The sequence below is a fragment of the Saccharospirillum impatiens DSM 12546 genome (assembly GCF_000423605.1).
Taxonomy (GTDB): domain Bacteria; phylum Pseudomonadota; class Gammaproteobacteria; order Pseudomonadales; family Natronospirillaceae; genus Saccharospirillum; species Saccharospirillum impatiens.
Window position 1 is genome coordinate 25,017 of sequence record NZ_KE384062.1, and the last position, 22,981, is coordinate 47,997.

A 22,981-nucleotide genomic window follows, 5' to 3' on the forward strand; every position below is an offset into this window, starting at 1 on the left:
TTTGCTGGTCATACTGGTTTATCAACTGTTTTAAGGACGCCGAAACGTGATCTGGATTGTGCTGACCCTGGTGGTCGTGCTGTTGATCGTATTGGGCCCACGCCCGCGAGTCATGCTGCAATGGGTTGCCGATGAATTGCCGGTTGAGTTGGGTGGTCTGGCTAACTGGCTGGCTGAGTCCGAGCAGTCGCTGGGGGCGGTAACTGAAGGCGCAGAAAAGCACGTGCGTTTCGCGAACCCGGCGGTCCCCGCCAAGACGCCTCTGGTAGTGCTCTATTTGCACGGTTTCTCCGCCACCCGTCAGGAACTGGCGCCCATACCTGAACGAGTCGCCGAGGCCATTGGCGCAAATTACTACGGCGCTCGCCTGACCGGCCATGGGCTCGATGGCGAGAGTCTGGGTAAAGCGCGAGCGGGCGACTGGCTAAAAGACACGGCAGAAGCCTGGCAAATTGCCCGGTCACTCGGGGATAGGGTCATTGTCATCAGTTGCTCTACGGGCGGCACTCTGTCTACCTGGCTGGCGCAGCAGCCATCGGCGCAAAAAGCGCTGGCGGCCATGGTGCTTTTTGCCCCCAACTATCAACCCCGGCACTGGGCGATGAAGCTGTTTGGCTGGCCCTGGTCGAGCTACTGGATGCGCCTGATCGCTGGCAATGAATACGGCTGGGAACCGGCGGGAGAATTGAACGGGAAATACTGGACGCATTGCTATCCGACCCGTGTCTTGCATGAACTGCAAGCGCTGGTGGTTGCGGTGCGCAAAAGCGATTTGAACAGTATCCGGGTGCCTTCGTTGTTTTTATACAGTACCGATGATCAGGTGGTCAGTGCAAAATACACAGATCGTGTTTTTGATGAATGGGGTTCCCCGGTGAAGCAGCGCATTCGAATCGAGGGTGTGGAAGGGGAGTCAAATCACGTATTCACAGGTGACATCGTTGCACCGCATCGCACCGATACGAGCATCAGCCAGGTGATTGCATTTCTGGAAGAGCAGGCCATTGTGGCCACTGGTGCGCCAGGTTCACCACAGGTGTAACCCGGCGTTTGCTGCCAGTTTTAGAAGTGCAGCCCAACCGTGAAGTAGCTATTGCCAGGGTGTGCGCCACCTTCAATGAACAGGATGCGGTTGTTGATCAGGATATTCAGGCCAACTTCGGCAGCCAGACCGAAGTCGGCATCCGGATCAGCCCCAATACCCGGGCCCAGGCTGGCGTAGAGGTCCAGTCCGGCATCGAGTGGGAACAATAAGCCCAGTGACAGATCGCCACCGATAGCGACTTCGTCAGCGAACCCGGCGCCCAGTTCCAGCTCACCGTAAGTGTTCAGGCCGTTGTTCTGAAAGGCGGGAACACGGATTGGAAAACCAATGGCGCCGATGAAGCCGACACCACCACCGTAGGAAGCCAGACCCAGCTCAGCGCCCCCGCGTCCGCCTGCATAGGCAGTACTGGCCAGGGTGGCAGCGGCCAGGGTGGCAGCGATCACGATCTTTTTCATGGAAGCATCCTCAAAACTAGTCAGTGGGTGTATCGATGCTGAACGGCCCTGTTCATGAATCGCAGGAGGCAGTCTAGCCGGTATTCAAGCCAATTTGAACGCTGTAATGTCTGCGTTGAATCTGGAAAACGGTACCCGGGTCGCTTACACTTCGCGCCCCAACTCATGGCTCTGGATTTGCGATCCAGCCCGCTATAGGAAACAACATGACTGACACCACTGTAGCAGAAACCATTGCGGTTTCTGCAATGTACCACTTCGTTCGTCTTAATAACTTTGCCGACTACCGTCAACCCTTGCTTGATCTGATGGAGGACGAAGGCATTCGTGGCACACTGTTGCTGGCTTGCGAAGGCATCAATGGCACCGTCGCCGGTCGCCCGGAAGCGATTCAACGGTTGCTTGGCTGGCTCAAACAGCAAGGGCCGTTCTCGGGACTGAGCCATAAGGAATCGTTTTGCGATGACATGCCGTTTTACCGCACCAAGGTTAAACTCAAAAAAGAAATCGTCACCATGGGCGTCGAAGGCATCGACCCGCTCAATGTGGTGGGCACCTATGTAAAACCGGAAGACTGGAATGCGTTGATTTCAGACCCCGAGGTTGTGCTGGTCGATACCCGCAACGAGTATGAAGTGGCTATTGGCACATTCCAGAATGCACTGAATCCCCATACCCAGACGTTTCGTGAATTCCCGGACTATGTGAAACAGAATCTCGACCCGGCGAAGCACAAGAAAGTCGCCATGTTCTGTACCGGTGGCATACGGTGCGAAAAGTCCACGGCGTATCTTAAAGAGCAGGGCTTCAATGAGGTTTATCACCTCGAAGGAGGCATTCTCAAATACCTGGAAAATGTGCCGGAAGCCGACTCCCTCTGGCAGGGAGAGTGCTTTGTCTTCGATAACCGCGTCACGGTGAAGCATGGCCTCGAGCCCGGTCGGTATGATCAGTGTCATGCCTGCCGGATGCCCATTTGCGATACCGAAAAAGCCCACGCTCATTATGAGCCCGGCGTCAGTTGCCCGCATTGTTACGACAAGGTCACTGAAGACCGTCGCCAGCGTTTTATTGAGCGTGAACGTCAGGTGCAACTGGCCAAAGCGCGTGGTGAAGCTCACATTGGCGCAGATGCCAAAGAAAGCATCGAACAGCGCCGGGCTCTGAAAGCCGCTGAGCGTGAGGCCCAGCGGTCTGCTAACGTTTCGGCATAGTGTTTGGAAGCTCAAGCTTCCGAGTTCGAATTGGGTGTGTTGCCGGGAGTTCGTATCAGTCACCGGTTATACCTCTCTGGGGTCGGCGTAAACCCATCCATGGGGCCTAGATCGCAGCATCCTTGCTGCGAACTACCCCAGAGAGGTATAACCGGCACCTGATACTTAACTTGTCACGAACTCGAAAGCTTGAGCCTCGTTGGCTGCCTTTAGTCTTGTCCGAACCCGAATACCAGAGTGGCCCGGTAAGTCTGCTCTGGGGTCAGGGTGCAATCGGGAAAGTGATCGTGATTGGGCGAATCGGGCCAGGCACCGGGTTCCATGCAAAATGCCCCATGCCGCAGGTAAGTGTCCCGCTCGTTTCTCGGCGTGCCACCCAGAAAACCACCACTGTAAAACTGCAAGCCGGGCAGGGTGCTCGAACAGCGCATCCAGCGACCGCTCGGGCTGTGTCGGGCTTCGGCCATCAGTGTCAGCGGCCCTTCCATAGCGCTACCAAACACATAGTTGTGATCGTAACCGCCGGCCCGTGCCAGAGCGGAGTCGTCGAGGCTGGACAGTGCCTGGTCAATAGAGCGCCAGTCACGCAAGTCCAGTGCCGTTTCGGAAACCGGTATCAGTTCGCCAGTGGGCAGTAGAGTGGCGTCGATGTCAGTAACGGTGTCGCTGTAGACCCGAAACTGGTGATCTCTCAGCGAGCCAGCTGTTGCACCGGCCAGGTTGAAGTAGGCGTGGTTGGTCAGATTAACCAGCGTGGTTTCAGTTGTGCTCGCCTCGTAGTCAATAACAACATCATTCTCGTCGGTCAGCCGGATACGTTGAATAATGGACAGTTCGCCCGGGTATCCGGCATCGCCGGCGGGTGATGTCAGGCTGAATGTCAGCGTTGGTTCGCCGTCTTCCAGGTTGATCTGGCCATCCCATACGCATTTACCGAACCCCTGTGAACCACCGTGCAAATGGTGACCGCCGCTGTTGCACTCAAGGTCCAGCGCCTTGCCGTTGATGCGGGTTTTGCCATGACCGATACGGTTGGCGTAACGACCAATAGTCGCGCCAAAGTTGGCGTTCTGGGCAATAAAAGCGTCCAGTGTATCGCAGCCCAGCACCAGGCTTTCGCTGGCTGACATTCCGGGCAGCCGAAAACCGACAAATGCCGCCCCCAGGTTGTAAAACCGAGCTTCGCTGCCGTTTTTATTGCGCAGCGTGTAAGCCTTGACCGCGCGACCATCGCTCAGTGTGCCAATGGTTTCTTCCGAGTTGATGGGGGTGGCTGACACAGGTGACTCCAGTTTGTTATTGGGAACAGGGTAACTAGTCTGTGAGCTTCACTCTGACAAGTCCATCACGGCAACGGCTCACACCCCAATTATTCGGGGTAGGCGCCGTCGACCGGATGGCAGACGTACACGCTTGGCACGATGCCAAAGTCGGCTTCGTAGCGCTGGTGAACCCGTTCAATAACAGCGTCGACCTGGTGCTCGTGCACCAGCGAGACGACACAACCACCAAAACCGCCACCGGTCATTCGAACGCCTCCCTGGTCGCCAATCAGATCGGCAATCATTGCGACCAGGCCATCGATGGGCGCCACGGTAATTTCAAAATCATCGCGCATGGAGGCATGGCTGGCAGCCATCAGTTCGCTGATGCGTGGCCAGTCAGATCGGGCGAGGGCGTCTGCCGCTGCCAGAGTGCGCGCGTTTTCAGTAATGATGTGACGGGCGCGCCGGTAAGTGACCGGGTCCATATCCTTTTTGGCTTGTTCAAGCTGTGCCATCGTTGCGTCGCGCAGTGCTGGTACTTGCAGGTGCCGGGCGGCAGCTTCGCACTGCAATCGGCGCTGGTTGTATTCGCTGTCAACCAGGCCGCGTTTAACGTTGGAGTTGATGATCACAATGGCCGCGTCCTGAGGCATCCGAACGGACTGGGTGGTCAGGCTGCGGCAGTCGATCAAAGCGGCATGACCTTGCTGTCCGCGAGCCGAAATTAACTGATCCATAATGCCGCACTGGATGCCCACAAATTGATTCTCGGCTTGCTGGCTAAACAGCGCGGCCTGGGTACCACTGAGGGTTTCGCCGGCCAGTTGCGTCATGGCGCGAGCGGTGACGACTTCCAGTGAAGCCGATGAACTCAGACCGGCTCCCTGAGGAACGTTGCCGGTAATCACCAGGTCAGCCCCGCTGAGCGAATACCCGGCTTTTCGCAGCACATTGCAGACACCCCGAACATAATCTGACCAGGGGGCTGCGCTGTCGTGTTCAATGGGTTCATCCAAATGAAAACTGGAGCGTGCCCCGGCCAGGTCGAGGGCGACCAGATTCACGACCCGGTCTGAGCGCGGGTTACCCACGATGCAGGTGTGGTAGTCGATGGCCGCCGGTAACACAAAACCGTCGTTGTAGTCGGTGTGTTCGCCAATCAGGTTGACCCGGCCGGGTGCTTGAAAGTGGTGTCGTGCGCCAGTGCCATAAAGTCGTTCAAAGGCCTGGCAAGCAGTGGTGTACAAATCCATTAGCGTTGTTCCCGGTAGTGGATATCGCTGAGTGCCTGTAACCGGCTGGCAGCTTGCTCAGGCGTTAAATCACGTTGCGGTTCAGCCAGCATTTCATAGCCGACCATGAACTTGCGCACAGTGGCGCTGCGCAGCAAAGGTGGGTAAAAGTGCGCATGGACCTGCCAGTGGTCATTGGCATCGCCATCACTCGGCGCACCGTGCCAGCCCATTGAGTAGGGGAAAGAGGTCTCAAAGAGGTTGTCATAACGGGTCGTCAGACGTTTGAGAATATCTGCCAGCGAGTGTTTTTCGTCGGGGGTCAGATCCGTCAGGTGACGCCGGTGCTGGCGGGGCATCAATAACGTTTCAAATGGCCAGCTCGCCCAGAAAGGGACCACCGCCAACCAGTGATCGTTGCTGACGACGGTGCGACTGCCGTCGGCGGCTTCGCGTTCAGCGTAGTCCAGCAGCAGTGGTCGGCCGTGCTGTTCAAAATAGGTGCGCTGAGCTGAGTGTTCACGCGCGGGCAGGGTCGGCAGTGCGTTGCTGGCCCAGATCTGGCCGTGTGGGTGCGGCTGTGAACACCCCATGACGGCCCCTTTGTTTTCAAACAACTGGACCCAGCGATAGCGGGCGCCCAGTTCTTTCAATTGGTCAACCCAGGTATCCACGACTTTGCCAATGGCCGAGACTGACAACTGGGGCAGCGTCATCGCGTGATCCGGGCTGAAACACAGCACCCGGGCTTCCCCCTGTTCAGCCTGGACACGCATCAGCGGGTCATTCCCGGTCTCGAACTCGGGGGTATCAGCGGTTAAAGCGCCGAAATCGTTTCCAAAAACAAAGGTATCGGTGTACTCCGGGTTCCGGTCGCCTGAGATGCGGGTATTGCCTGCACAGAGGTAGCAATTCGGGTCGTGATGGGGCAGCTCAGGTTCGTTGACTGTCTCCATCTGCCCTTGCCAGGGCCGCTTGGAGCGGTGCGGAGAGACCAATACCCAATCTTCTGTCAGTGGGTTAAAGCGGCGGTGAGGGTGGTCACTCGGGTTGAAGGAATGGGCGCTCATGGCTGCCTCCTGTTATTCTTTGCATCGCAGTTTATCGCATTTGAAAACGTTTTCAAGATTGAATTGGGACGGTAGGAGTCGCCTCGCGTTGTAACAGCTCTGAAAAGCGGTCAAACTTGGGCTTTGCATACTCAAAACGTTTCAGGAGTGGGGCATTGGCAAACATTAAAGATGTTGCGAAAGCAGCGGGCGTGTCGGTTTCGACGGTTTCACGGGTCATCAACGACTCGGCGTCGGTGGTGCCCGATAAGCGTCAGGCCGTGCTGACTGCCATGGAGGCTCTGCAATATCGCCCCAACTCGCTCGCCCGTGCTCTGGTCAACAGCCGCTCTGATTGTGTTGGGTTGCTGGTGGGTGAAATTGATTCGCCATTTTTTGGCGCGCTGATGGCCGGTGTGCATCACGTGGTACACGACAGTGGCAAACACGTCATTGTGACCGCGGGTTATCACCACATTGAAAAGGAACGGGACTCTATCCGGTTTCTGCTCGATCGTCGTTGTGATGCCCTGGTCATTCACTCCAAAGCCCTGCCCGATGATGAACTGGTGCGACTGCTCGAACTCGATATTCCCATCATCATCGTTAACCGTCTGATCAAGGGGTGGGAGCATCGCTGTGTTTACCTCGACAATGAATACGGTGCCTACCTGGCCACCCGCCATTTGTTGTCCAAAGGTCACCGGGATATTGCCTACATCGGCACCAATATCGCGATCGAAGACGGTGCCGACCGGGTGCATGGTTATCGCCGTGCGCTGGAAGAGTTCTCGATCCCGTTCAATGAGCGCAAGGTGGTTCGTACCTTTCCCGACGAAGAGGGAGGTCACAATGCCATGGCGGAGGTCGTCAGTCGCGATCTGGGTGTCACCGCCGTTTTTACGTATAATGATGCAATGGCGGCCGGGGCGATTACCATGCTGCAGGATTCGGGACACCGGGTGCCGGAAGAGATCTCAGTGGTCGGTTTCGACGATGTGATTCTCGCCCGGTTACTGAACCCCAGACTGACTACCATTCGCTATCCGGTTTATGAAATGGGTGCTCTGGCTGCGCGCATCGTCCTGCATCAGCTCGACAGTAAATTCGCCCGTGCCGACCAGCCATTGCGATTTACCCCACGATTGATTGAACGCCAGTCAGTCAGAGACGTAGCCCCGGTCGCCGTCTGACTTCGGAGCCCAGTTATGCACCAACGCCAACAAATGATCGAGTGGTTTGCCGACCAGTTCGATCAGCGCGGTATTCGATTTGACCAGCCTCATCGCATGCACGATTTTGACGCACCCGACAACCGGGCGTGCGAACGCCTGCTGGTTGAGGCGGATCGTCGCTTTCGAGTGAGGTTCAATCGCCCCATCGCCCCTATTGAACTGACCGAAGCGCTCTACAGCGCCTGCTTTTATCAACATCGTGCCGACCGAATGCTGCGCGAGCACTCATGGCTGGGGCGATTGCGCGGATGGCTGGGTAAAAGCTGACGCCGCTGAATGACTCCTTCACTGACTGGGCGCAGTTAATATCTCTGCAAAATCTCGGTATGAGTCGATTAACCTCTGGTTTTGATGCTTTAATTCCAGCTATTTTCCTGTTTTTGGTGTTTATTTCAGTGCCACCCACCCGGGTGTTTTTTTCTATACTGAGTTGGTTCCCAGCGTTCTCAAACGAGCAACGACGAAACGGTTTCAGCCATTGAAGTACAGGAGAAGATCATGCGAGTAGGCGTCCCCAAAGAGATTAAAAACCACGAATACCGCGTCGGCCTGACCCCGACCGCAGTGCGTGAACTGGTACACAATGGCCATGAAGTTGCGGTTGAGACCCAGGCGGGTGCCTCGATCGGGTTCAGTAATGAGGAATACGAAACCGCGGGCGCGCAGATACTGGACTCTGCTGCTGGCGTATTTGACTGGGCTGACATGATCGTTAAGGTCAAGGAGCCACAGGCCGTTGAACGCAAGATGCTCAAGCCGCATCACACGCTGTTTACCTACTTGCACCTGGCACCGGATGTTCCGCAAACCAACGATCTGATCGCCTCGGGCGCCACCTGCATTGCTTATGAGACAGTCACCGACCGGGCTGGCCGGTTGCCGCTGCTGGCACCCATGTCAGAAGTGGCGGGCCGGATGTCGATTCAGGCCGGTGCCCACTGCCTCGAGAAAGCCCAGGGTGGGCGTGGTCTGCTGCTTGGCGGCGTGCCCGGTGTTGCACCGGCGCTGGTTACCGTGATCGGCGGTGGCGTGGTTGGCCAGAATGCCATTGCCATGGCGGTAGGCCTGGGCGCCGACGTCACTGTGCTCGACAAAAGCATCGACACCCTGCGTGATCTGGATCGCCAGTATGGCAACAAGATTCGCACGGTATACTCTACCCGCGAAAGCGTTGAACAGCATGTTCTGGAGGCCGATCTGGTGGTTGGCGCCGTACTGATTCCCGGCGCAGCGGCCCCGAAACTCGTGAACGCTGATATGATCAAACGCATGAAACCGGGTGCCGTTGTGGTTGATGTCGCGATCGACCAGGGTGGGTGTTTCGAAACCTCCAAAGCCACGACGCACGCGGAACCGACTTATGTCGTTGACGAAGTCGTGCATTACTGCGTCGCCAACATGCCGGGCGCCGTTGCCCGAACCTCGACCATGGCCCTGAACCACGCAACCCTGCCTTTCACCCTGGCGCTAGCGAATAAAGGCGCCAAACAAGCGATGCAAGATGACGCTCATCTGTTGAACGGGTTGAATGTCTGTCGTGGCAAGGTGACCTATAAGAGCGTGGCCGACGACCAGGGGCTTGAGTATCTGGCCCCGAAAGATGCCCTGGCGCTGTTGTAACCACCGGTAGCGGCAATTCCGTTTACAAGCGACGGGGCAGGCCTTAGGCTTGCCCTGATCGTAAACGGAGGCGAATGGTACAGTGATAGGGGTTTTTGATTCCGGCATTGGTGGTCTGACAGTCCTGCAATGGATTCGTCAGCGTCTGCCACAGGCCGATTTGCTGTACCTTGCCGATCAGGCGTTTGCCCCTTATGGGGCCAAATCCAGTGCGCTCTTGCAACAGCGATGCGATTGCATTGCAGACTGGCTGATTGCGCAGGGTTGTACGGCTCTGGTTGTGGCGTGCAATACCGCAACAGCGCATTGCGTCGACGCGCTGCGTGACCGGTTAGCGATCGATATCATTGGCGTTGAACCAGGCATTAAGCCGGCTGCCCTGGGTACTCGAAGCGGCGCCATCGGCATACTCGCCACTGAAAACACCCTGGCTTCCAGCCGCTACCAACAACTGGCCTCACGGTTTAACCCCAATACCCGAGTGGTTAATCAACCCTGCTCGGGTCTGGCTGATGCCATTGAGCAGGGCCCCGACAGTCCCCAAATCGATACCATTCTGGCGCGCTGCACGACTGCCATGACAGCCGCGGGCGTTGACCGGGTTGTGCTGGGCTGTACTCATTACCCTCTGGTGAAAGACCGGTTACAGGGTTTGCTGGGTACCCGGGTTCAACTAATCGACACCGGCGAAGCCATTGCCGGTGAAGTGGCTCGACGGGCCGGTGCTGCCGCATTGGGGCAGGGTACTACCCGGTTGCTGACCACCGGGTCGCTGGCCCGACTGAAGCAACTGATCAGTGCTTATCCGCAGCTTTGCACTCATTTTCAGGCAAGTCAGTGTGAGGCTGCTCCGCCGTTAACGAGTAAGGCTCAGACCTCGGGTTCCTCCAGTGCATAAAGGTCATCCTCCATTCGGGCGTGGTGTTCCTGCACCATCGCCAGCGCCTGGGCAATGGCCCGGTTGTGCGCGGCCGGTTTCAGCGCCTCAATGAAATAATCGATAACGGCTTCGCATTCAAACTGGCCCAGTTCGATGTCCAACTCAGTTTCAAACCAGCGTTTGGTCGAGTAATTCAACGCTTCCCTTGCTTCTTTTGTTAACAGCGGTTGTGCCATTGCGTGTTTCTCCGGTAGGCCTTGCTCAGATTCCACCTTCGCAGAACGGTGTTTAGGGATCAAATAATCGTTGTCTTGCGATATACTACAACTTAAACGATTAAGTTACGTTTGAATCCGCGAGACCTAGACTGTCCGTTCAACGAGCGACCTTGCTGAACGGCCTCCCGGGACGCCAACATAAAAACAAGAGAGCGCAATCATGAAAAACACAGTGATTCCCATCGCTGGGGTCGTCTCACTATGGGCCGCCCTGTTCGCAACCCCGGTGACAGCGGTGGAGTTAACCATCGCATGCGGAGCGGTAGGCCTGGAACGACAGGTTTGCATCGACGGTGCCAACCGGTGGGCACAGCAAACCGGGCACAGCGTCGATGTTATCGCGACCCCGCAATCGTCGACGGAACGTCTGGCGATGTACCAGTTGTTGCTGCGTGAACGCCACAACACCGTCGATGTGTTTCAGATCGACGTAATCTGGCCCGGCTTGCTGGGCGAGTATCTGCTCGATCTGTCGCCTTACGTCCCCGACAGCAGTGCCTTCTTCCCCAATCTGATGGCCAACAACACCGTCGATGACCGCTTGATAGCCATGCCCTGGTATGTGGACACCGGTTTGTTGTATTACCGCGAAGATCTGCTTGAACAATACGGTCATCCGGTGCCTCAAACCTGGAACGAACTGGAAGCCATTGCCACCGATGTGCAACGTGGCGAACGATCACAAAACGGCAACTTTTGGGGGTATGTCTGGCAGGGCAACGATTACGAAGGGCTGACCTGCAACGTCATGGAATGGCTGGTCAGTAACAATGGCGGTACGGTCGTTGACGCCAGCGGTGTGGTCACGCTCGATAATGACCGTGCGTCTGACATCATCGGCCAGGCTGCCAGCTGGATCGATACGATATCGCCACCCGCCGTGCTGGACTATCAGGAAGAGGATGCCAGAGCCCACTTTGAAGCGGGCAATGCTCTGTTTATGCGAAATTGGCCCTATGCCTGGCGGTTGGCCAATGAACCGGAATCAAAGGTGGCCGGTAAGGTCGGGGTCACGGTTCTGCCCCGGGGCGAAACCGGTGCGCCCAGTGGCGCACTGGGGGGCTGGCAATTGGCTGTAACACAGGCCACCCGATACCCGAACCTGTCGGTCGACCTGGTCCGGTTTCTAACCAGTGAGGGCGAGCAGCGCCGCCGGGCCGAATTTGGTTACCTGCCCACGCGGACGGCTTTGTATCAGGAAGCGGAGCTGACACGAGACAATGCCGTCTTTGCCCCTGTTGGCCAGGCACTTGAGAACGTCGCCGTCAGGCCATCGTCGGCAACAGGGCGCACCTATAAATATGTCTCACGGTATCTGTCCGGTGAGGTTCATGAGGTCTTGCGTGGCAACAAGGCGGCCCCGGAAGCCCTGGCGTCGATTACCGATCGCATCGTCGAGCGGGGGCTTGGCGAGTTGCAACGCCCCTGAGCGGGTTTGCTCCGGGGCTGAAAGTCACAATCTGCCCGGTCACCCTTGTATTCCCGGGCGTTAGACCTGACTTGACGGGAATCGATCAGGAGAAATGCCCGTGAGTTCATCGAGTGACCTTCAGACTGCAGACGAGGCTGAAACAACAGACGCGTCTGCTTCCCCATCGCCATCCCCGGCTACAGGCCCTGTCGCGGCTGCCATTCCTTTTGGGTTTCTGGCCCAGTTGTGGCCCTATTTAAAACGTTACCGCCACCTGATGCTGGGCGCAGCGGCTGCGTTGGTGCTGACGTCGGGTTTGACACTGGCGTTGGGGCAGGGCGTACGGCTGGTGATCGACCAGGGCATACTCGCTGAATCGCTGGGTGCGCTGAACCGCACACTGGGGTTTGTTATGGTGCTTGTCGTGGCAATGGCCGTCGGCACTTTTGTGCGCTTTTATCTGGTGACCTGGCTGGGTGAGCGAGTCTCTGCAGATTTGCGCGCCGATGTCTTTGCGCACCTGGTGCAGATGCACCCGAGTTATTTTGAAGAAAACGCCAGTGGCGACATTATGTCGAGGCTGACAACAGACACCACCCTGTTGCAATCGATCATCGGCTCCAGCTTATCGTTTGCGCTGCGCAACGCCCTGACCGTAACCGGTGGCCTGATCATGTTGCTGATCACCAACCTGAAACTCTCACTGGTGGTGTTGCTGGGTGTCCCCGCTGTGCTGATTCCCGTGCTGTACATGGGCAAGCAGGTGCGTCAGCTCAGCCGGCGCAGCCAGGACACGGTAGCCGATGTTGGCAGCTATGCTGGCGAGATCATCCGCCAAATCAAAACGGTGCAGAGCTATGCACGCGAACCGTTCGAAAAAGCCGCCTTTCAACTTGAAGTTGACGCCGCACTGGAGGTTGCCCGCCAGCGTATTCGTCAACGCAGCATACTGATGGCGGTGGTTATTCTGCTGGCCTTTACCGCGATCGCCGCCATGGTTTGGGTGGGCGGTTACGACGTCATGACCGGCACCATGAGCGGTGGCGAACTGGCGGCGTTTGTGTTTTACGCGGTCATGGTGGCTTTTGGTGTTGCCGGTGTCTCCGAAGTGTACGGTGAAGTTCAGCGGGCTGCCGGGGCGACCGAACGTCTGATGGAGTTATTGGCCGAACCATCGATCATCGTCTCGCCGACCGAGTCCAGATCGATGGACGAGGCGGCAGAGCATCATCTGACGTTGAACAACGTAAGCTTCAGTTACCCCAGCAGACCGGAAACCAACGCGTTGAGCGACGTAAACCTCGCCATCAAGCGCGGTGAAACGGTGGCGTTGGTAGGCCCGAGTGGTGCAGGCAAATCCACCCTGTTTGAGCTCCTGTTGCGCTTTTACGACCCACAGCAGGGGTCAGTCAGTGTGATGGGGCAGGACGTTCGGGATATCCCCCTTCCTGAGTTGCGGCAGCACATCGGCCTGGTTCCCCAGCAGCCGGTTTTGTTTAGCAACGATGTCTGGCATAACATTCGCTACGGTCGGCCAGACGCGTCTGATGCCGATGTATTGGCCGCTGCAGAATCGGCCAATGCGATGTCCTTTATTAACGCTCTGCCGCAAGGCTTTGCCAGTGATTTGGGTGAGGCCGGTGTGAGGCTCAGCGGAGGTCAGAAGCAGCGGCTGGTAATTGCCCGGGCCATACTGAAAGACCCTGATCTGCTGCTGCTGGATGAAGCGACCAGTGCGCTGGATGCCGAAAGTGAGTTCCAGGTGCAGCAGGCGCTCGAAAAGCTCATGAAACAACGAACAACGCTGATTATTGCCCATCGCCTGGCGACGGTTCAGGGGGCTGATCGCATTGTTGTAATGGATCAGGGCCGCATCGTGGCCGAAGGCACTCACCAACAGTTGATGACCCAATCACCCTTGTATCGGCGATTGGCGGACCTTCAGTTCGGGCAGTCGGCAGTAATGGGCAAAGCAGCAGGCATCACCACTGAATGACGGTCAAATGTCGGGATTTGGTCAAAAAACAGCGCCTATGGGCGCTTTTTTTTGGTGCGCAGATCCTACGATTGAATCGTGCTCGCAAAGTCCTGACTGATCACGACTTTGCGAGTCATGTGACTGTTAGTGGGTTGTCAGCAGCGTGTCAGTGCGTTAGTTTAGACCACGAAACGTTAAGTTGGGGGGTCTATACCCTCCAAAGCGCGACCTGTCAGCGACAAACAACCGTTGTATCGCCGGCCACCAGTGCATGTCGACTGGGGCCGTGCAGTCGATAGTCGCGGCTTTTGCAGTAGATGAACGATGTTCCAGGTGCACTTGCCTGAGCGAACTGCTCTCCGTTTGTCTAAACTTATCATCCCAATCTGACAGTAGGGAACCTTTATGACAGAAAATACCGACATGATACCGCCCGATGGGCGTGTGGAGGCAATCGATACTGACTACCAGATCGGTCAGGACAACATAACCATGAACATTGGGCCTTTTGGTCTGGACATTCATAACCGTGTGTTCCTGATATCTGGTCTGTCCGTTATCGCCTTCGTCTTATTGACGTTGATGTTTCAGGACAGCGTTGGTCCGATGTTTGGCAACTTACGCGACTGGTTAACTGGAAATCTTGACTGGTTTTTCATCATTTCAGGTAACATTTTTGTGCTCGTTTGTCTGTTCCTGATCGTGTCTCCGATGGGTAAGGTCCGGATTGGTGGCACCGATGCTACCCCCGACTACTCCTACGCCGGTTGGTTTTCGATGCTGTTCGCAGCTGGCATGGGCATCGGCTTGATGTTCTATGGCGTGTCCGAGCCGATGTCCCATTTCGCCTCGTCGCTTGGCGGTGTAGCGAGTGAAGGCGGCGTACGCACCGACTGGGCTCCGCTGGGCGGTGCCATGGGCGATGCGGCAGCCGCTGAGCGGCTGGGCATGGCAGCAACGATCTACCATTGGGGCCTGCACCCCTGGGCAATTTATGCCGTGCTGGCGCTTGCCCTGGCGCTGTTTTCGTTCAACAAAGGGTTGCCACTGACCGTGCGCTCCATTTTTTACCCATTGCTGGGTGAGCGTGTTTGGGGCTGGCCGGGCCACCTTATTGATATTCTGGCGGTGTTCTCGACCTTGTTTGGTCTGGCAACCTCGCTGGGTATTGGTGCATCTCAAGCCAGTGCAGGTTTGAACTATCTGTTTGGTGTGCCGTTAGGTGCTACCACAGAAGTGTTGCTGGTCATCGGTATTACGGCCATTGCCCTGGTATCGGTGGTTGCGGGACTGGATGCCGGCGTCAAGCGCTTGTCAGAGATCAACATGAGTCTGGCTGTGCTGTTGCTGTTGTTCGTGATTCTAGTGGGACCAACAGTGGCGATCCTGACCGGTTTTGTCGGTAATTTGTGGGGCTACGTACAAAACATTCCTGCTCTGTCGATGCCCTTTGGGCGTGAAGACGATAACTTCAGGCAGGGCTGGACGGCCTTTTACTGGGCCTGGTGGATCTCCTGGTCGCCTTTTGTCGGCATGTTCATTGCGCGGGTATCTCGCGGGCGCACCGTACGGGAATTCATGGTTTCGGTTTTGCTGATACCTTCTGCGGCTTGTGTCCTGTGGATGACGGCTTTCGGCGGTACTGCCATTGATCAATTCGTTAACGATGGTTACGAGGCGGTTTCCAACTCTGCCCTTGAGCTGCAACTGTTCGCCATGCTGGATGTGATGCCGTTTGCACAGATCACCTCCTTCATCGCTATCGTGCTGGTGATCGTCTTCTTTGTGACCTCATCCGACTCGGGGTCACTGGTGATCGACACGATTACGGCCGGTGGCAAGGTGAACGCACCGACGCCTCAGCGGGTGTTTTGGGCAACCTTTGAAGGTCTGGTCGCCATTGCCCTGATTTTGGGCGGCGGTCTGGTGGCCTTGCAGGCTATGTCTGTCTCGACCGGGGCGCCATTCACCATCGTGTTGCTGTTGTGCTGTGTTTCCCTGTTCAAAGGGTTAGCCAGCGAACCACGCGGTTAAGCGCCAAACCACAAAAAAGCGACCTTCGGGTCGCTTTTTTTTGTTTAAGGCTTTGGTTTCGAGTAAACAACGCAGCCGTTGGTGCTTTCTAAGTCGTGACTTCAGTCGTCAGCCAATACATCGACCATCAGGTCGGCGGACAGGCCTTCCAGGCCCTGAATCACGCTATCGAGGTTCTGTTCATCGGTTAATCCCAGTTCCAGCTCAGCCCGAAACAGCACGCCACCGCTCATCGATGCCGGTTCGACATCGGTATGCACATCCACCAGGTTGATGTTCATCGTTGCCAGCTTGCGGGTGACTTCCGCGACAATGCCAGTACGGTCGTTGCCAACTACCGCGATGCGGTGATGATGCAAAGCTGGGTCTTCGCTGTCACCGACCTCAATCTGTATTGAAAGACCTTTTTTGCTCAGAGCCTGAGTGCTGCCGCGAAGCGACTCCAACTGGCCAGAGTCGAGATTCACCCGGACAATACCGGCAAAACGACCCGCCATGGTCGACAATCGGCTTTCCTGCCAACTACCGCCGGCGTCGGCGACTGCTGAGGCAACCTGCTCGACAATGCCAGGGCGGTCTGACGCCATGATGCTGAGTATGATTTCCATGAGTGCTCCAAATTATTGTTTTGATTTAACGAATACCGATCGCTAAACGCTGTATTGCTTGTCTGAATAGTGTACCAACATAAGCGAAATGACTGTTTGTGGTCATTTATAATCAACCACAGAGTAAGTGCCAGCTGCCGGGTTATCCTGTCCGGGGTAGTCCACAGCAAGGATGCTGTGGCCTAGGCCCCATGGAAGGGTTCACGCCGACCCCGGACAGGATAACCCGGTAGCTGGCACGGACTAGTGGCTACAAATAGCTGTCCAGACTGGGACAGGAGCAGAACAGATTGCGATCGCCCCAGACGTCATCGACCCGGTTGACGCTGGGCCAGTATTTGGCCTGGCTAACCCAGGGCCTTGGAAAAACAGCCGTCTCCCGGCTGTAAGGGCGCTCCCAGGTACCGATCAGATCCGCTTGGGTATGGGGCGCGTTGACCAGCGGATTGTTGTCGGCAGGCCATTCACCCGAAGCTACCGAATCGATTTCCGCCCGAATGCACACCATGGCATCCACAAAGCGGTCGAGTTCGGCTTTGCTCTCGCTCTCAGTCGGCTCAACCATAAAGGTGCCCGGTACCGGGAAACTCATGGTCGGTGCATGAAAACCAAAGTCCATCAGCCGCTTGGCAATGTCCACCTCAGTGATGCCAGTAGCCGCCTTCAGCGGTCGCAGATCCAGAATACACTCGTGGGCGACGCGATCATTGCGCCCGGTATAAAGGATGGGGTAGTGCGGCTTCAGCTGCTGCGCCAGATAGTTCGCATTAAGCAGAGCCACCTGAGTTGCCGTGCGCAGGCCCTGAGCGCCGAGCATGCGAATGTACATCCAGGAAATGGGTAGAATGGAACTGCTGCCAAAGGGCGCAGCCGAGACCGCGCCGTCAGCAGCCAGTCCGGTTGCACTCGCCATCACACTGTGACCGGGTAAATAGGTCGCCAGGTGCGATTTAACACCGATCGGGCCCATGCCCGGGCCACCACCGCCGTGGGGTATAGCAAACGTCTTGTGTAAGTTCAGGTGAGCGACATCGGCACCGATGTCGGCGGGACGAGTCACGCCAACCTGAGCATTCAGGTTGGCGCCATCCATATACACCTGGCCACCAGCTTCGTGTACCGCTTCGCACAGGGCCTTAACGCCTTCCTCATAAACACCGTGAGTTGAGGGGTAGGTGATCATCAGGCAACTGAGCTCATCGCCCGCCGCGGTAATCTTCTTCCGCAGGTCTTCGGCATCCACGTTGCCGGCTTCATCAGTCTTAACCACCACCACCGTCATCCCCATCATCTGGGCCGATGCCGGGTTGGTGCCGTGGGCCGATTGCGGAATCAGGCAGATGTGACGACTGGCCTCGCCCTGGGCTTCCTGATAACGACGAATCGCCAGCAAGCCTGCGTATTCGCCCTGTGCACCGGAATTGGGCTGCATGCTGACCGCATCGAACCCGGTAATGGCGCGCAGCATGGTGTCCAGCTCCTCCAGCAGTACCCGATAGCCTTTGGTCTGAGCGCGGGGCGCAAACGGATGGATGCGCGCAAATTCGGGCCAGGAGACCGGGATCATCTCGGCCGTCGCGTTCAACTTCATGGTGCAGGAGCCCAGCGCGATCATGCTGTGGGTGAGCGCCAGGTCCCGGTTTTCCAGCCGCTTCAGATAGCGCAGCATGGCGGTTTCGCTGTGATGACTGTTAAAAACCGGGTGCGTCAGGTAATCGGATTCTCGTTCCAGGGTCTCTGGCAGAAAAGTCGTGCCGTGTTCGGTAATCTGAGCGTCTATATCGGCCACGTTAAAGTCGTGATCACCCATCAATACGTCAAACAGGTCTTCCACATCCTCACGGCTCGCACACTCATGCAAACTGATGCCCAGCGTACCGGAGGCATCTTCGCGCAGGTTGATCTGCTTTTCGGTTGCGCGTTCAAGTATCAACTCCCGGTTGCCCTGGGGGTCGATGGTCAGCGTGTCGAAAAAGTGACTGTTGACGATATGAATGCCTTTGGCTTCCAATCCCTCGGCCAGAATGCCGGTAAGGCGATGAATGCGCTGGGCAATGCGCCTCAGGCCTTTGGGGCCATGATAGACCGCATAAAATCCCGCCATATTGGCCAGCAGCACCTGAGCGGTACAGATGTTCGAATTGGCCTTCTCACGACGAATGTGTTGTTCCCGGGTTTGCAGCGCCATGCGCAGCGCAGGCGTGCCCCGGGTGTCTTTGGACACCCCGATCAGCCGGCCGGGAATGTTGCGCTTGAACTCATCGCGGGTGGCAAAAAACGCCGCATGCGGGCCGCCATAACCCAGGGGCACGCCGAAACGCTGGGAATTCCCGAGCACAATGTCAGCCTGCATTTCACCGGGCGATTTCAGCATCAGCAGCGCCATCAAATCGGTGGCGACCACTGCCAGGGCACCGCGGGCATGCAGTGCCTCAATCACCGGTTCGGGGTCGCGAATCTCACCGTTGGCGCCCGGGTACTGCAGCAAAGCAGCAAATACAGGGTGATCCGCCGCCTGATCCATCGGGCCGGTAATAACCTCAAAGCCCATGTAGCGAGCCCGTGTTTTGATCACCGCCAGGGTTTGCGGCAAGACGTTTTCATCGACATAGAAAACAGTACCCGGCGCCTTGCGCAGACAGCGGTGGGCCATCGCCATGGCTTCGGCCGCCGCGGTGGCTTCGTCAAGCAGTGACGCGTTGGCCAGAGGCATGCCGGTCAGATCAATGATGGTTTGCTGGTAATTGATCAGTGCTTCCAGCCGACCCTGGGCAATCTCTGGCTGATAGGGCGTATAAGCCGTATACCAGCCCGGGTTTTCGAGTACATTGCGGGCAATGACGTTGGGCGTCAGAGTGTCGTGGTAGCCAAGCCCGATGTAGCTTTTGTAGACCCGATTTTGACGTGCCACAGCATGCAGATACTCGAGCGCATCCTGCTCACTGGTAGCGCGTTCAATGTTCAGGTCCGAATTGAGTCGAATGGCACCGGGCACGATCTGTTCAGTCAGGTGATCCAGGGTGTCAGCGCCGACTGTTTCCAGCATGGCCAGCTGTTCAGACTGGCCCGGGCCAATATGGCGACGAATGAATTCGTCGGTATTTTCCAGATCATCGAGGGAATAGGGTGCGGTCATGGTGCTCGCTCTTGTCCGTTAGGGCAGGATAGGGCGGGCCATTATTCAGGCCAGCCCGGATACAACGTCTCTTCAGCGGCCCCGGGCCGCATGCAGATCAGTCTTCGGCGCACTGGTCCTGATAGGACTCGGCGTCCATCAGGTCTTTCAGTTCACCCGGATCCTGCATTTTTACTCTGAAGAACCAGCCATTCTCGTACGGATCTTCGTTGACTTGCTCTGGCGCATCTTCGAGTGATTCGTTGACGGCCACAACGGTGCCGGTAACCGGAGTATAGATGTCGGACGCGGCTTTGACCGACTCGACCACGGCAACCGGGTCACCGGCGACGATCTCAGTGCCCACTTCCGGCACTTCAACAAAGACCACATCGCCCAGTTGTTGCTGGGCAAAATCAGACACGCCAATGGTAATGACATCGTCACCTTCTTCACGGACCCATTCATGGGAGGCGGCGTATTTCAAATCGGCTGGAATCGTGCTCATGGTATAACCCTTTGGTCTCGGATCGTCACGGATCATGGTTTGCAGGCATGGGTAACGCGGCGACGGCTGCTGCCTGACACCGCGTTACCGGAATTGTTGCGTAATTTAGCAGCCTGAATGCGAAACAGCCACCGCTGCTTTGCGATGGCAGGCAGAGGGTTTGCTTTCAGGGTTTTAACGTCAAAGGAGGTATTGGCCCGCAACGGGTACCGGGGTTGCCCCTGTGGGGTCGGCGTGAATCCATCCATGGAGCCTAGGCCGCAGCATCCATGCTGCAGACTACCCCACAGGGGCAACCCCGTCACCCGTCGCGAGTCATCTCAGTTTTATCTGATCCTGGACACTACTTGAGGGTTGGGGGTGTCGGTGCCTGGGGTGGGGTGCGCAGCGCTGGCTTGTGGCTGATGTAGATGCGCTCCGCCTTCATGATCCGGATCAGCAGCCAGGAGGACTCCAGCGCCGCCTCGCTGGCTTCGGCTGTCAACTGACCCAGCGTTCGGTCGTTGAGGTTGTCCTCGCTGAATGCGAACTCTATCAGTTCATCTTCGCTGATCAGGTTCTTGCCAAGAATGATGGCGGCCATGCTATACGCTCAGTTTGTCAGTGCCTGATAGCGCTATCGGCGGATAATGGGCATTGTTTAGTGTCCCGGTTCAATTCTGTGAACCCGTTCAGGCATCTTTTTTCCGGTGACGGGATTGCCACAGCACTTCCTGTGAACCATCCGCCCGGGCCAACTGTCGGGCCAGCACGAAAAACAGATCCGACAACCGGTTAAGGTACTGCTGGGCCAGCAGGTGCCCTTTAGATTCCTGACGGTTGAACGCCACCAGAGTGCGTTCGGCGCGGCGACACGTTGCCCGGGCGAGATGGCACCGGCTGGCGGCTTCGTTGCCGCCTGGCAGAATGAAATTCTTCAGCGGCGGCAAGTGTTCGTTGATGCGGTCGATGTGGTCTTCCAGGTCACTGATCAGGGCGGCATCGAGCAGTTCATAGCCGGGCATCGCCAGTTCGCCGCCCAGATCAAAGAGGTCGTGCTGAATCTGGCTGAGCATCCCGTATTCGCTGTGGTGGTCTCCCAGGCTGACCATCAGGAAACCAACCAGGCTGTTCAGTTCATCAATGTCACCCATAGAGGCAATTCGCCCACTGTCTTTGGGGACGCGGCCATCCATGCCAAGGCCTGTGTCTCCGGCGTCACCGGTTCGGGTATAGATCTTTGATAGACGGTTTCCCATGGTGCAATCTGTCCTTGCAGTTGAGCATAAAAGTGACCCGCGACTGTCTGCGGGCCGGTTTAAATTGGGGGCTGGTCGGCATCGGTGTCATCCGCCGGGGCTGGCAACGCGCTGGCTGTTTTCGCCGGGTCCAGCGCCTGGCGAACCGTGGGGTCCGTCAGTGGTAACGACAGGATAAAGCGCGCGCCCTGGCCGACGGTCGATTCCACCTGCAACCGGCCATGATGGTGAGTCGTGATGATAAAGAAACTCACCGACAAACCAAGGCCTGTGCCCACGCCAACATCTTTAGTGGTAAAAAACGGTTCAAAGATGCGTTTTCGAGTCAGCTCGTCCATGCCAATACCGTTGTCGGCCACTTCGATGACGCAATGATCATCCTGCACGTACTGTCGAATTTGAACGATGCCCTCGTCGATGTCATTCAGCGTATCGAACCGTTCGCGGATGGCCTGGGCGGCGTTCTTCATCAGGTTCAGCAGCACCTGTTCGAGCTCTGTCATCACGCAAGGCACTTCGACTTCGGGCGATCGAAAATCCTGATCGACAAACAAGTGCTGTTTGCGATAACCCGATTTCAGATTAAAGTCGTTCAGCGCAATGTTGATGGCCTGATCGAGCAACAGGCCAATAGGGTAGGGCTGTAACAACCGGTCACTGTCGCGGCTGAACTGCAGCATGTTGGTCACAATGCGTGATGCTCGCAAGCCGGATTCAGAAATATTGGTCAGGAACTTGGGAACGTCTCTGGCGGCCAGGTATTGCTGCATCAGTTCCAGATTCAGCCCCAGGCTTGTCGCCAGCTCATGGTTGCGTTTCAGCGCCGGATTGAGGCGTCGTTCTATATTCTGAGCGTTCTGGACAATCGCACCCAGCGGGTTGTTGATTTCATGAGCCATCCCGGCTGCCAGGCCACCTACAGACATCATTTTCTCGGTTTGCACCATGACTTCTTCGAGTTTGAACTGTTCGGTCACATCGTCCAGCCGAATCACGGCTCCCTGGGAGTCAGTCTGTTGCAGTGGGTAGACCACCAGATCAACGCGGATCGGTTGCTCCGCAGACTTGAGTTCCAGGTTATGCCGGCTTTGCACTTTGTGTCGGGTCAGTGCCAGCAAGATCAGATCCTGGTGTTGGCCGAGAAACGGAAAGGCGCCTTGCAGAGACAGCCCGATCGCCTGCTCCGGGCGGGTACCGCTGATCAGGGCTGCCTCGGTATTCCATTGGGTGACGATCAGTTTTTCATCAACCGCAATCAGTGCTGACGGCATGGAATTGATAATGGCGTTGAGGTAATTCTGGAACTCGGTTAGCCGGCGTTCAACCCGGTGTCGCACCTGAACCTCGAACTCCAGTTTGTGCATGGCTTTCTGGGCTTCTTCGGCCATGGCTTCAGATTCCTGCCTGGCGAGAGTGGCGCGGTCCCGCTCGGCTTTCAGATCAGCCTCACGGCGGGCCATTTGGTCGAGCATGGCATTAAAGGCATCAACGACCTTGCCCAGCTCATCCTGGTGGTGCTTCCTGGCCCGCAGCGTGACGTTTGAGGTCGCCGTCACCTGGTTCGACACCAGCATCAACTGATTCAGGGGGTTCAGAAAATGCCGCCGGAAAATTTGCAGCAAGACCGCTGAGCCCAGAATAGAGATCACCACAATCAGGCACATGACCACCAGCGGGTGCAGGTGCTGGCCTGAAAAAAAGACAAAGCCAATGCTCAGACTGCTGACCACGGTAATGCCAAGTAACCACCAGAGTATTCGCCCCAGTAGCGTTGGTGATGCGTAGGCCATGCGGGCTCCTTGGGTGTCGGTTA

The 22,981-nt window shown here is 56.9% G+C and carries 20 protein-coding genes; 9 read left to right on the forward strand and 11 right to left on the reverse strand.

What is annotated here, in order from left to right; genetic code table 11:
* Window positions 1–46 precede the first annotated feature (46 nt).
* Window positions 47–1,042, forward strand: coding sequence for an alpha/beta hydrolase (locus G565_RS0121590; RefSeq protein ID WP_028672635.1), 996 nt, complete (start codon window positions 47–49; stop codon window positions 1,040–1,042).
* Between the two features lie 20 nt (window positions 1,043–1,062).
* Here G565_RS0121590 and G565_RS0121595 read toward each other — a convergent pair whose 3' ends face one another.
* Complete coding sequence (locus G565_RS0121595) at window positions 1,063–1,503, reverse strand: hypothetical protein (protein WP_028672636.1); 441 nt, start codon at window positions 1,501–1,503, stop codon at window positions 1,063–1,065.
* 206 nt (window positions 1,504–1,709) lie between these two features.
* Between G565_RS0121595 and trhO the strand changes: the two genes are divergently transcribed.
* Window positions 1,710–2,717: an oxygen-dependent tRNA uridine(34) hydroxylase TrhO gene (gene trhO, locus G565_RS0121600; RefSeq protein ID WP_028672637.1), complete on the forward strand. Its 1,008-nt coding sequence runs from the start codon at window positions 1,710–1,712 to the stop codon at window positions 2,715–2,717.
* Between the two features lie 209 nt (window positions 2,718–2,926).
* Here trhO and G565_RS25510 read toward each other — a convergent pair whose 3' ends face one another.
* From G565_RS25510 to G565_RS0121615, 3 genes are all read right to left on the reverse strand, one after another.
* Window positions 2,927–3,997, reverse strand: a complete 1,071-nt coding sequence (locus G565_RS25510; RefSeq protein ID WP_051208417.1) for an aldose epimerase family protein — start codon at window positions 3,995–3,997, stop codon at window positions 2,927–2,929.
* Window positions 3,998–4,086: 89 nt separating this feature from the next.
* Window positions 4,087–5,235: a galactokinase gene (gene galK, locus G565_RS0121610; RefSeq protein ID WP_028672638.1), complete on the reverse strand. Its 1,149-nt coding sequence runs from the start codon at window positions 5,233–5,235 to the stop codon at window positions 4,087–4,089.
* Window positions 5,235–6,284, reverse strand: coding sequence for a UDP-glucose--hexose-1-phosphate uridylyltransferase (locus tag G565_RS0121615; protein ID WP_028672639.1), 1,050 nt, complete (start codon window positions 6,282–6,284; stop codon window positions 5,235–5,237). Before G565_RS0121615 ends, galK begins: the two co-directional genes overlap by 1 nt.
* Window positions 6,285–6,439: 155 nt before the next feature.
* On the opposite strand from G565_RS0121615, the gene G565_RS0121620 reads away from it, so the two are divergent.
* The 4 genes from G565_RS0121620 (at window position 6,440) to murI (ending at window position 10,016) form a co-directional block, all read left to right on the forward strand.
* A complete protein-coding gene (locus G565_RS0121620; protein WP_028672640.1) occupies window positions 6,440–7,456 on the forward strand; it encodes a LacI family DNA-binding transcriptional regulator in 1,017 nt (338 codons plus the stop codon).
* 15 nt (window positions 7,457–7,471) lie between these two features.
* A complete protein-coding gene (locus G565_RS0121625; RefSeq protein ID WP_028672641.1) occupies window positions 7,472–7,765 on the forward strand; it encodes a hypothetical protein in 294 nt (97 codons plus the stop codon).
* A 231-nt stretch (window positions 7,766–7,996) separates the two neighbouring features.
* Window positions 7,997–9,118: an alanine dehydrogenase gene (gene ald, locus G565_RS0121630; protein ID WP_028672642.1), complete on the forward strand. Its 1,122-nt coding sequence runs from the start codon at window positions 7,997–7,999 to the stop codon at window positions 9,116–9,118.
* Window positions 9,119–9,200: 82 nt separating this feature from the next.
* Complete coding sequence (murI, locus tag G565_RS25515) at window positions 9,201–10,016, forward strand: glutamate racemase (RefSeq protein WP_051208419.1); 816 nt, start codon at window positions 9,201–9,203, stop codon at window positions 10,014–10,016.
* Here the strand turns inward: murI and G565_RS0121640 are convergent.
* Window positions 9,989–10,234 carry a DUF2164 domain-containing protein gene (locus tag G565_RS0121640; RefSeq protein WP_028672643.1) on the reverse strand — a complete coding sequence of 82 codons (246 nt, stop codon included), beginning with the start codon at window positions 10,232–10,234 and terminating at the stop codon, window positions 9,989–9,991. The genes murI and G565_RS0121640 overlap by 28 nt on opposite strands.
* Window positions 10,235–10,436: 202 nt before the next feature.
* Here G565_RS0121640 and G565_RS0121645 point away from each other — a divergent pair, with 202 nt between their 5' ends.
* The 3 genes from G565_RS0121645 (at window position 10,437) to G565_RS0121655 (ending at window position 15,699) form a co-directional block, all read left to right on the forward strand.
* Entirely contained in the window at window positions 10,437–11,705 is a 1,269-nt protein-coding gene (locus G565_RS0121645) for an ABC transporter substrate-binding protein (RefSeq protein ID WP_028672644.1), read from the forward strand.
* Between the two features lie 100 nt (window positions 11,706–11,805).
* Window positions 11,806–13,683, forward strand: a complete 1,878-nt coding sequence (locus G565_RS0121650) for an ABC transporter transmembrane domain-containing protein (RefSeq protein ID WP_245584234.1) — start codon at window positions 11,806–11,808, stop codon at window positions 13,681–13,683.
* Window positions 13,684–14,070: 387 nt separating this feature from the next.
* Window positions 14,071–15,699, forward strand: coding sequence for a BCCT family transporter (locus tag G565_RS0121655; RefSeq protein ID WP_028672646.1), 1,629 nt, complete (start codon window positions 14,071–14,073; stop codon window positions 15,697–15,699).
* A gap of 101 nt (window positions 15,700–15,800) precedes the next feature.
* Here the strand turns inward: G565_RS0121655 and G565_RS0121660 are convergent, their stop codons facing one another.
* From G565_RS0121660 to G565_RS25520, 6 genes are all read right to left on the reverse strand, one after another.
* Window positions 15,801–16,307: a glycine cleavage system transcriptional repressor gene (locus G565_RS0121660; RefSeq protein WP_028672647.1), complete on the reverse strand. Its 507-nt coding sequence runs from the start codon at window positions 16,305–16,307 to the stop codon at window positions 15,801–15,803.
* Between the two features lie 250 nt (window positions 16,308–16,557).
* Complete coding sequence (gene gcvP / locus G565_RS0121665) at window positions 16,558–19,443, reverse strand: aminomethyl-transferring glycine dehydrogenase (protein ID WP_028672648.1); 2,886 nt, start codon at window positions 19,441–19,443, stop codon at window positions 16,558–16,560.
* 97 nt (window positions 19,444–19,540) lie between these two features.
* Window positions 19,541–19,930 (reverse strand): glycine cleavage system protein GcvH, encoded by a 390-nt coding sequence (gcvH, locus tag G565_RS0121670; RefSeq protein WP_028672649.1) that lies wholly within the window; start codon window positions 19,928–19,930, stop codon window positions 19,541–19,543.
* Window positions 19,931–20,273: 343 nt separating this feature from the next.
* The gene (locus G565_RS0121680; protein ID WP_028672651.1) at window positions 20,274–20,513 is read right to left on the reverse strand and encodes a hypothetical protein; all 240 of its coding nucleotides are present in this window, start codon (window positions 20,511–20,513) and stop codon (window positions 20,274–20,276) included.
* Window positions 20,514–20,601: 88 nt separating this feature from the next.
* Window positions 20,602–21,168: a cob(I)yrinic acid a,c-diamide adenosyltransferase gene (locus G565_RS0121685; protein WP_028672652.1), complete on the reverse strand. Its 567-nt coding sequence runs from the start codon at window positions 21,166–21,168 to the stop codon at window positions 20,602–20,604.
* Window positions 21,169–21,227: 59 nt separating this feature from the next.
* A complete protein-coding gene (locus G565_RS25520; protein ID WP_051208421.1) occupies window positions 21,228–22,958 on the reverse strand; it encodes a sensor histidine kinase in 1,731 nt (576 codons plus the stop codon).
* Between the last annotated feature and the right edge of the window lie 23 nt (window positions 22,959–22,981).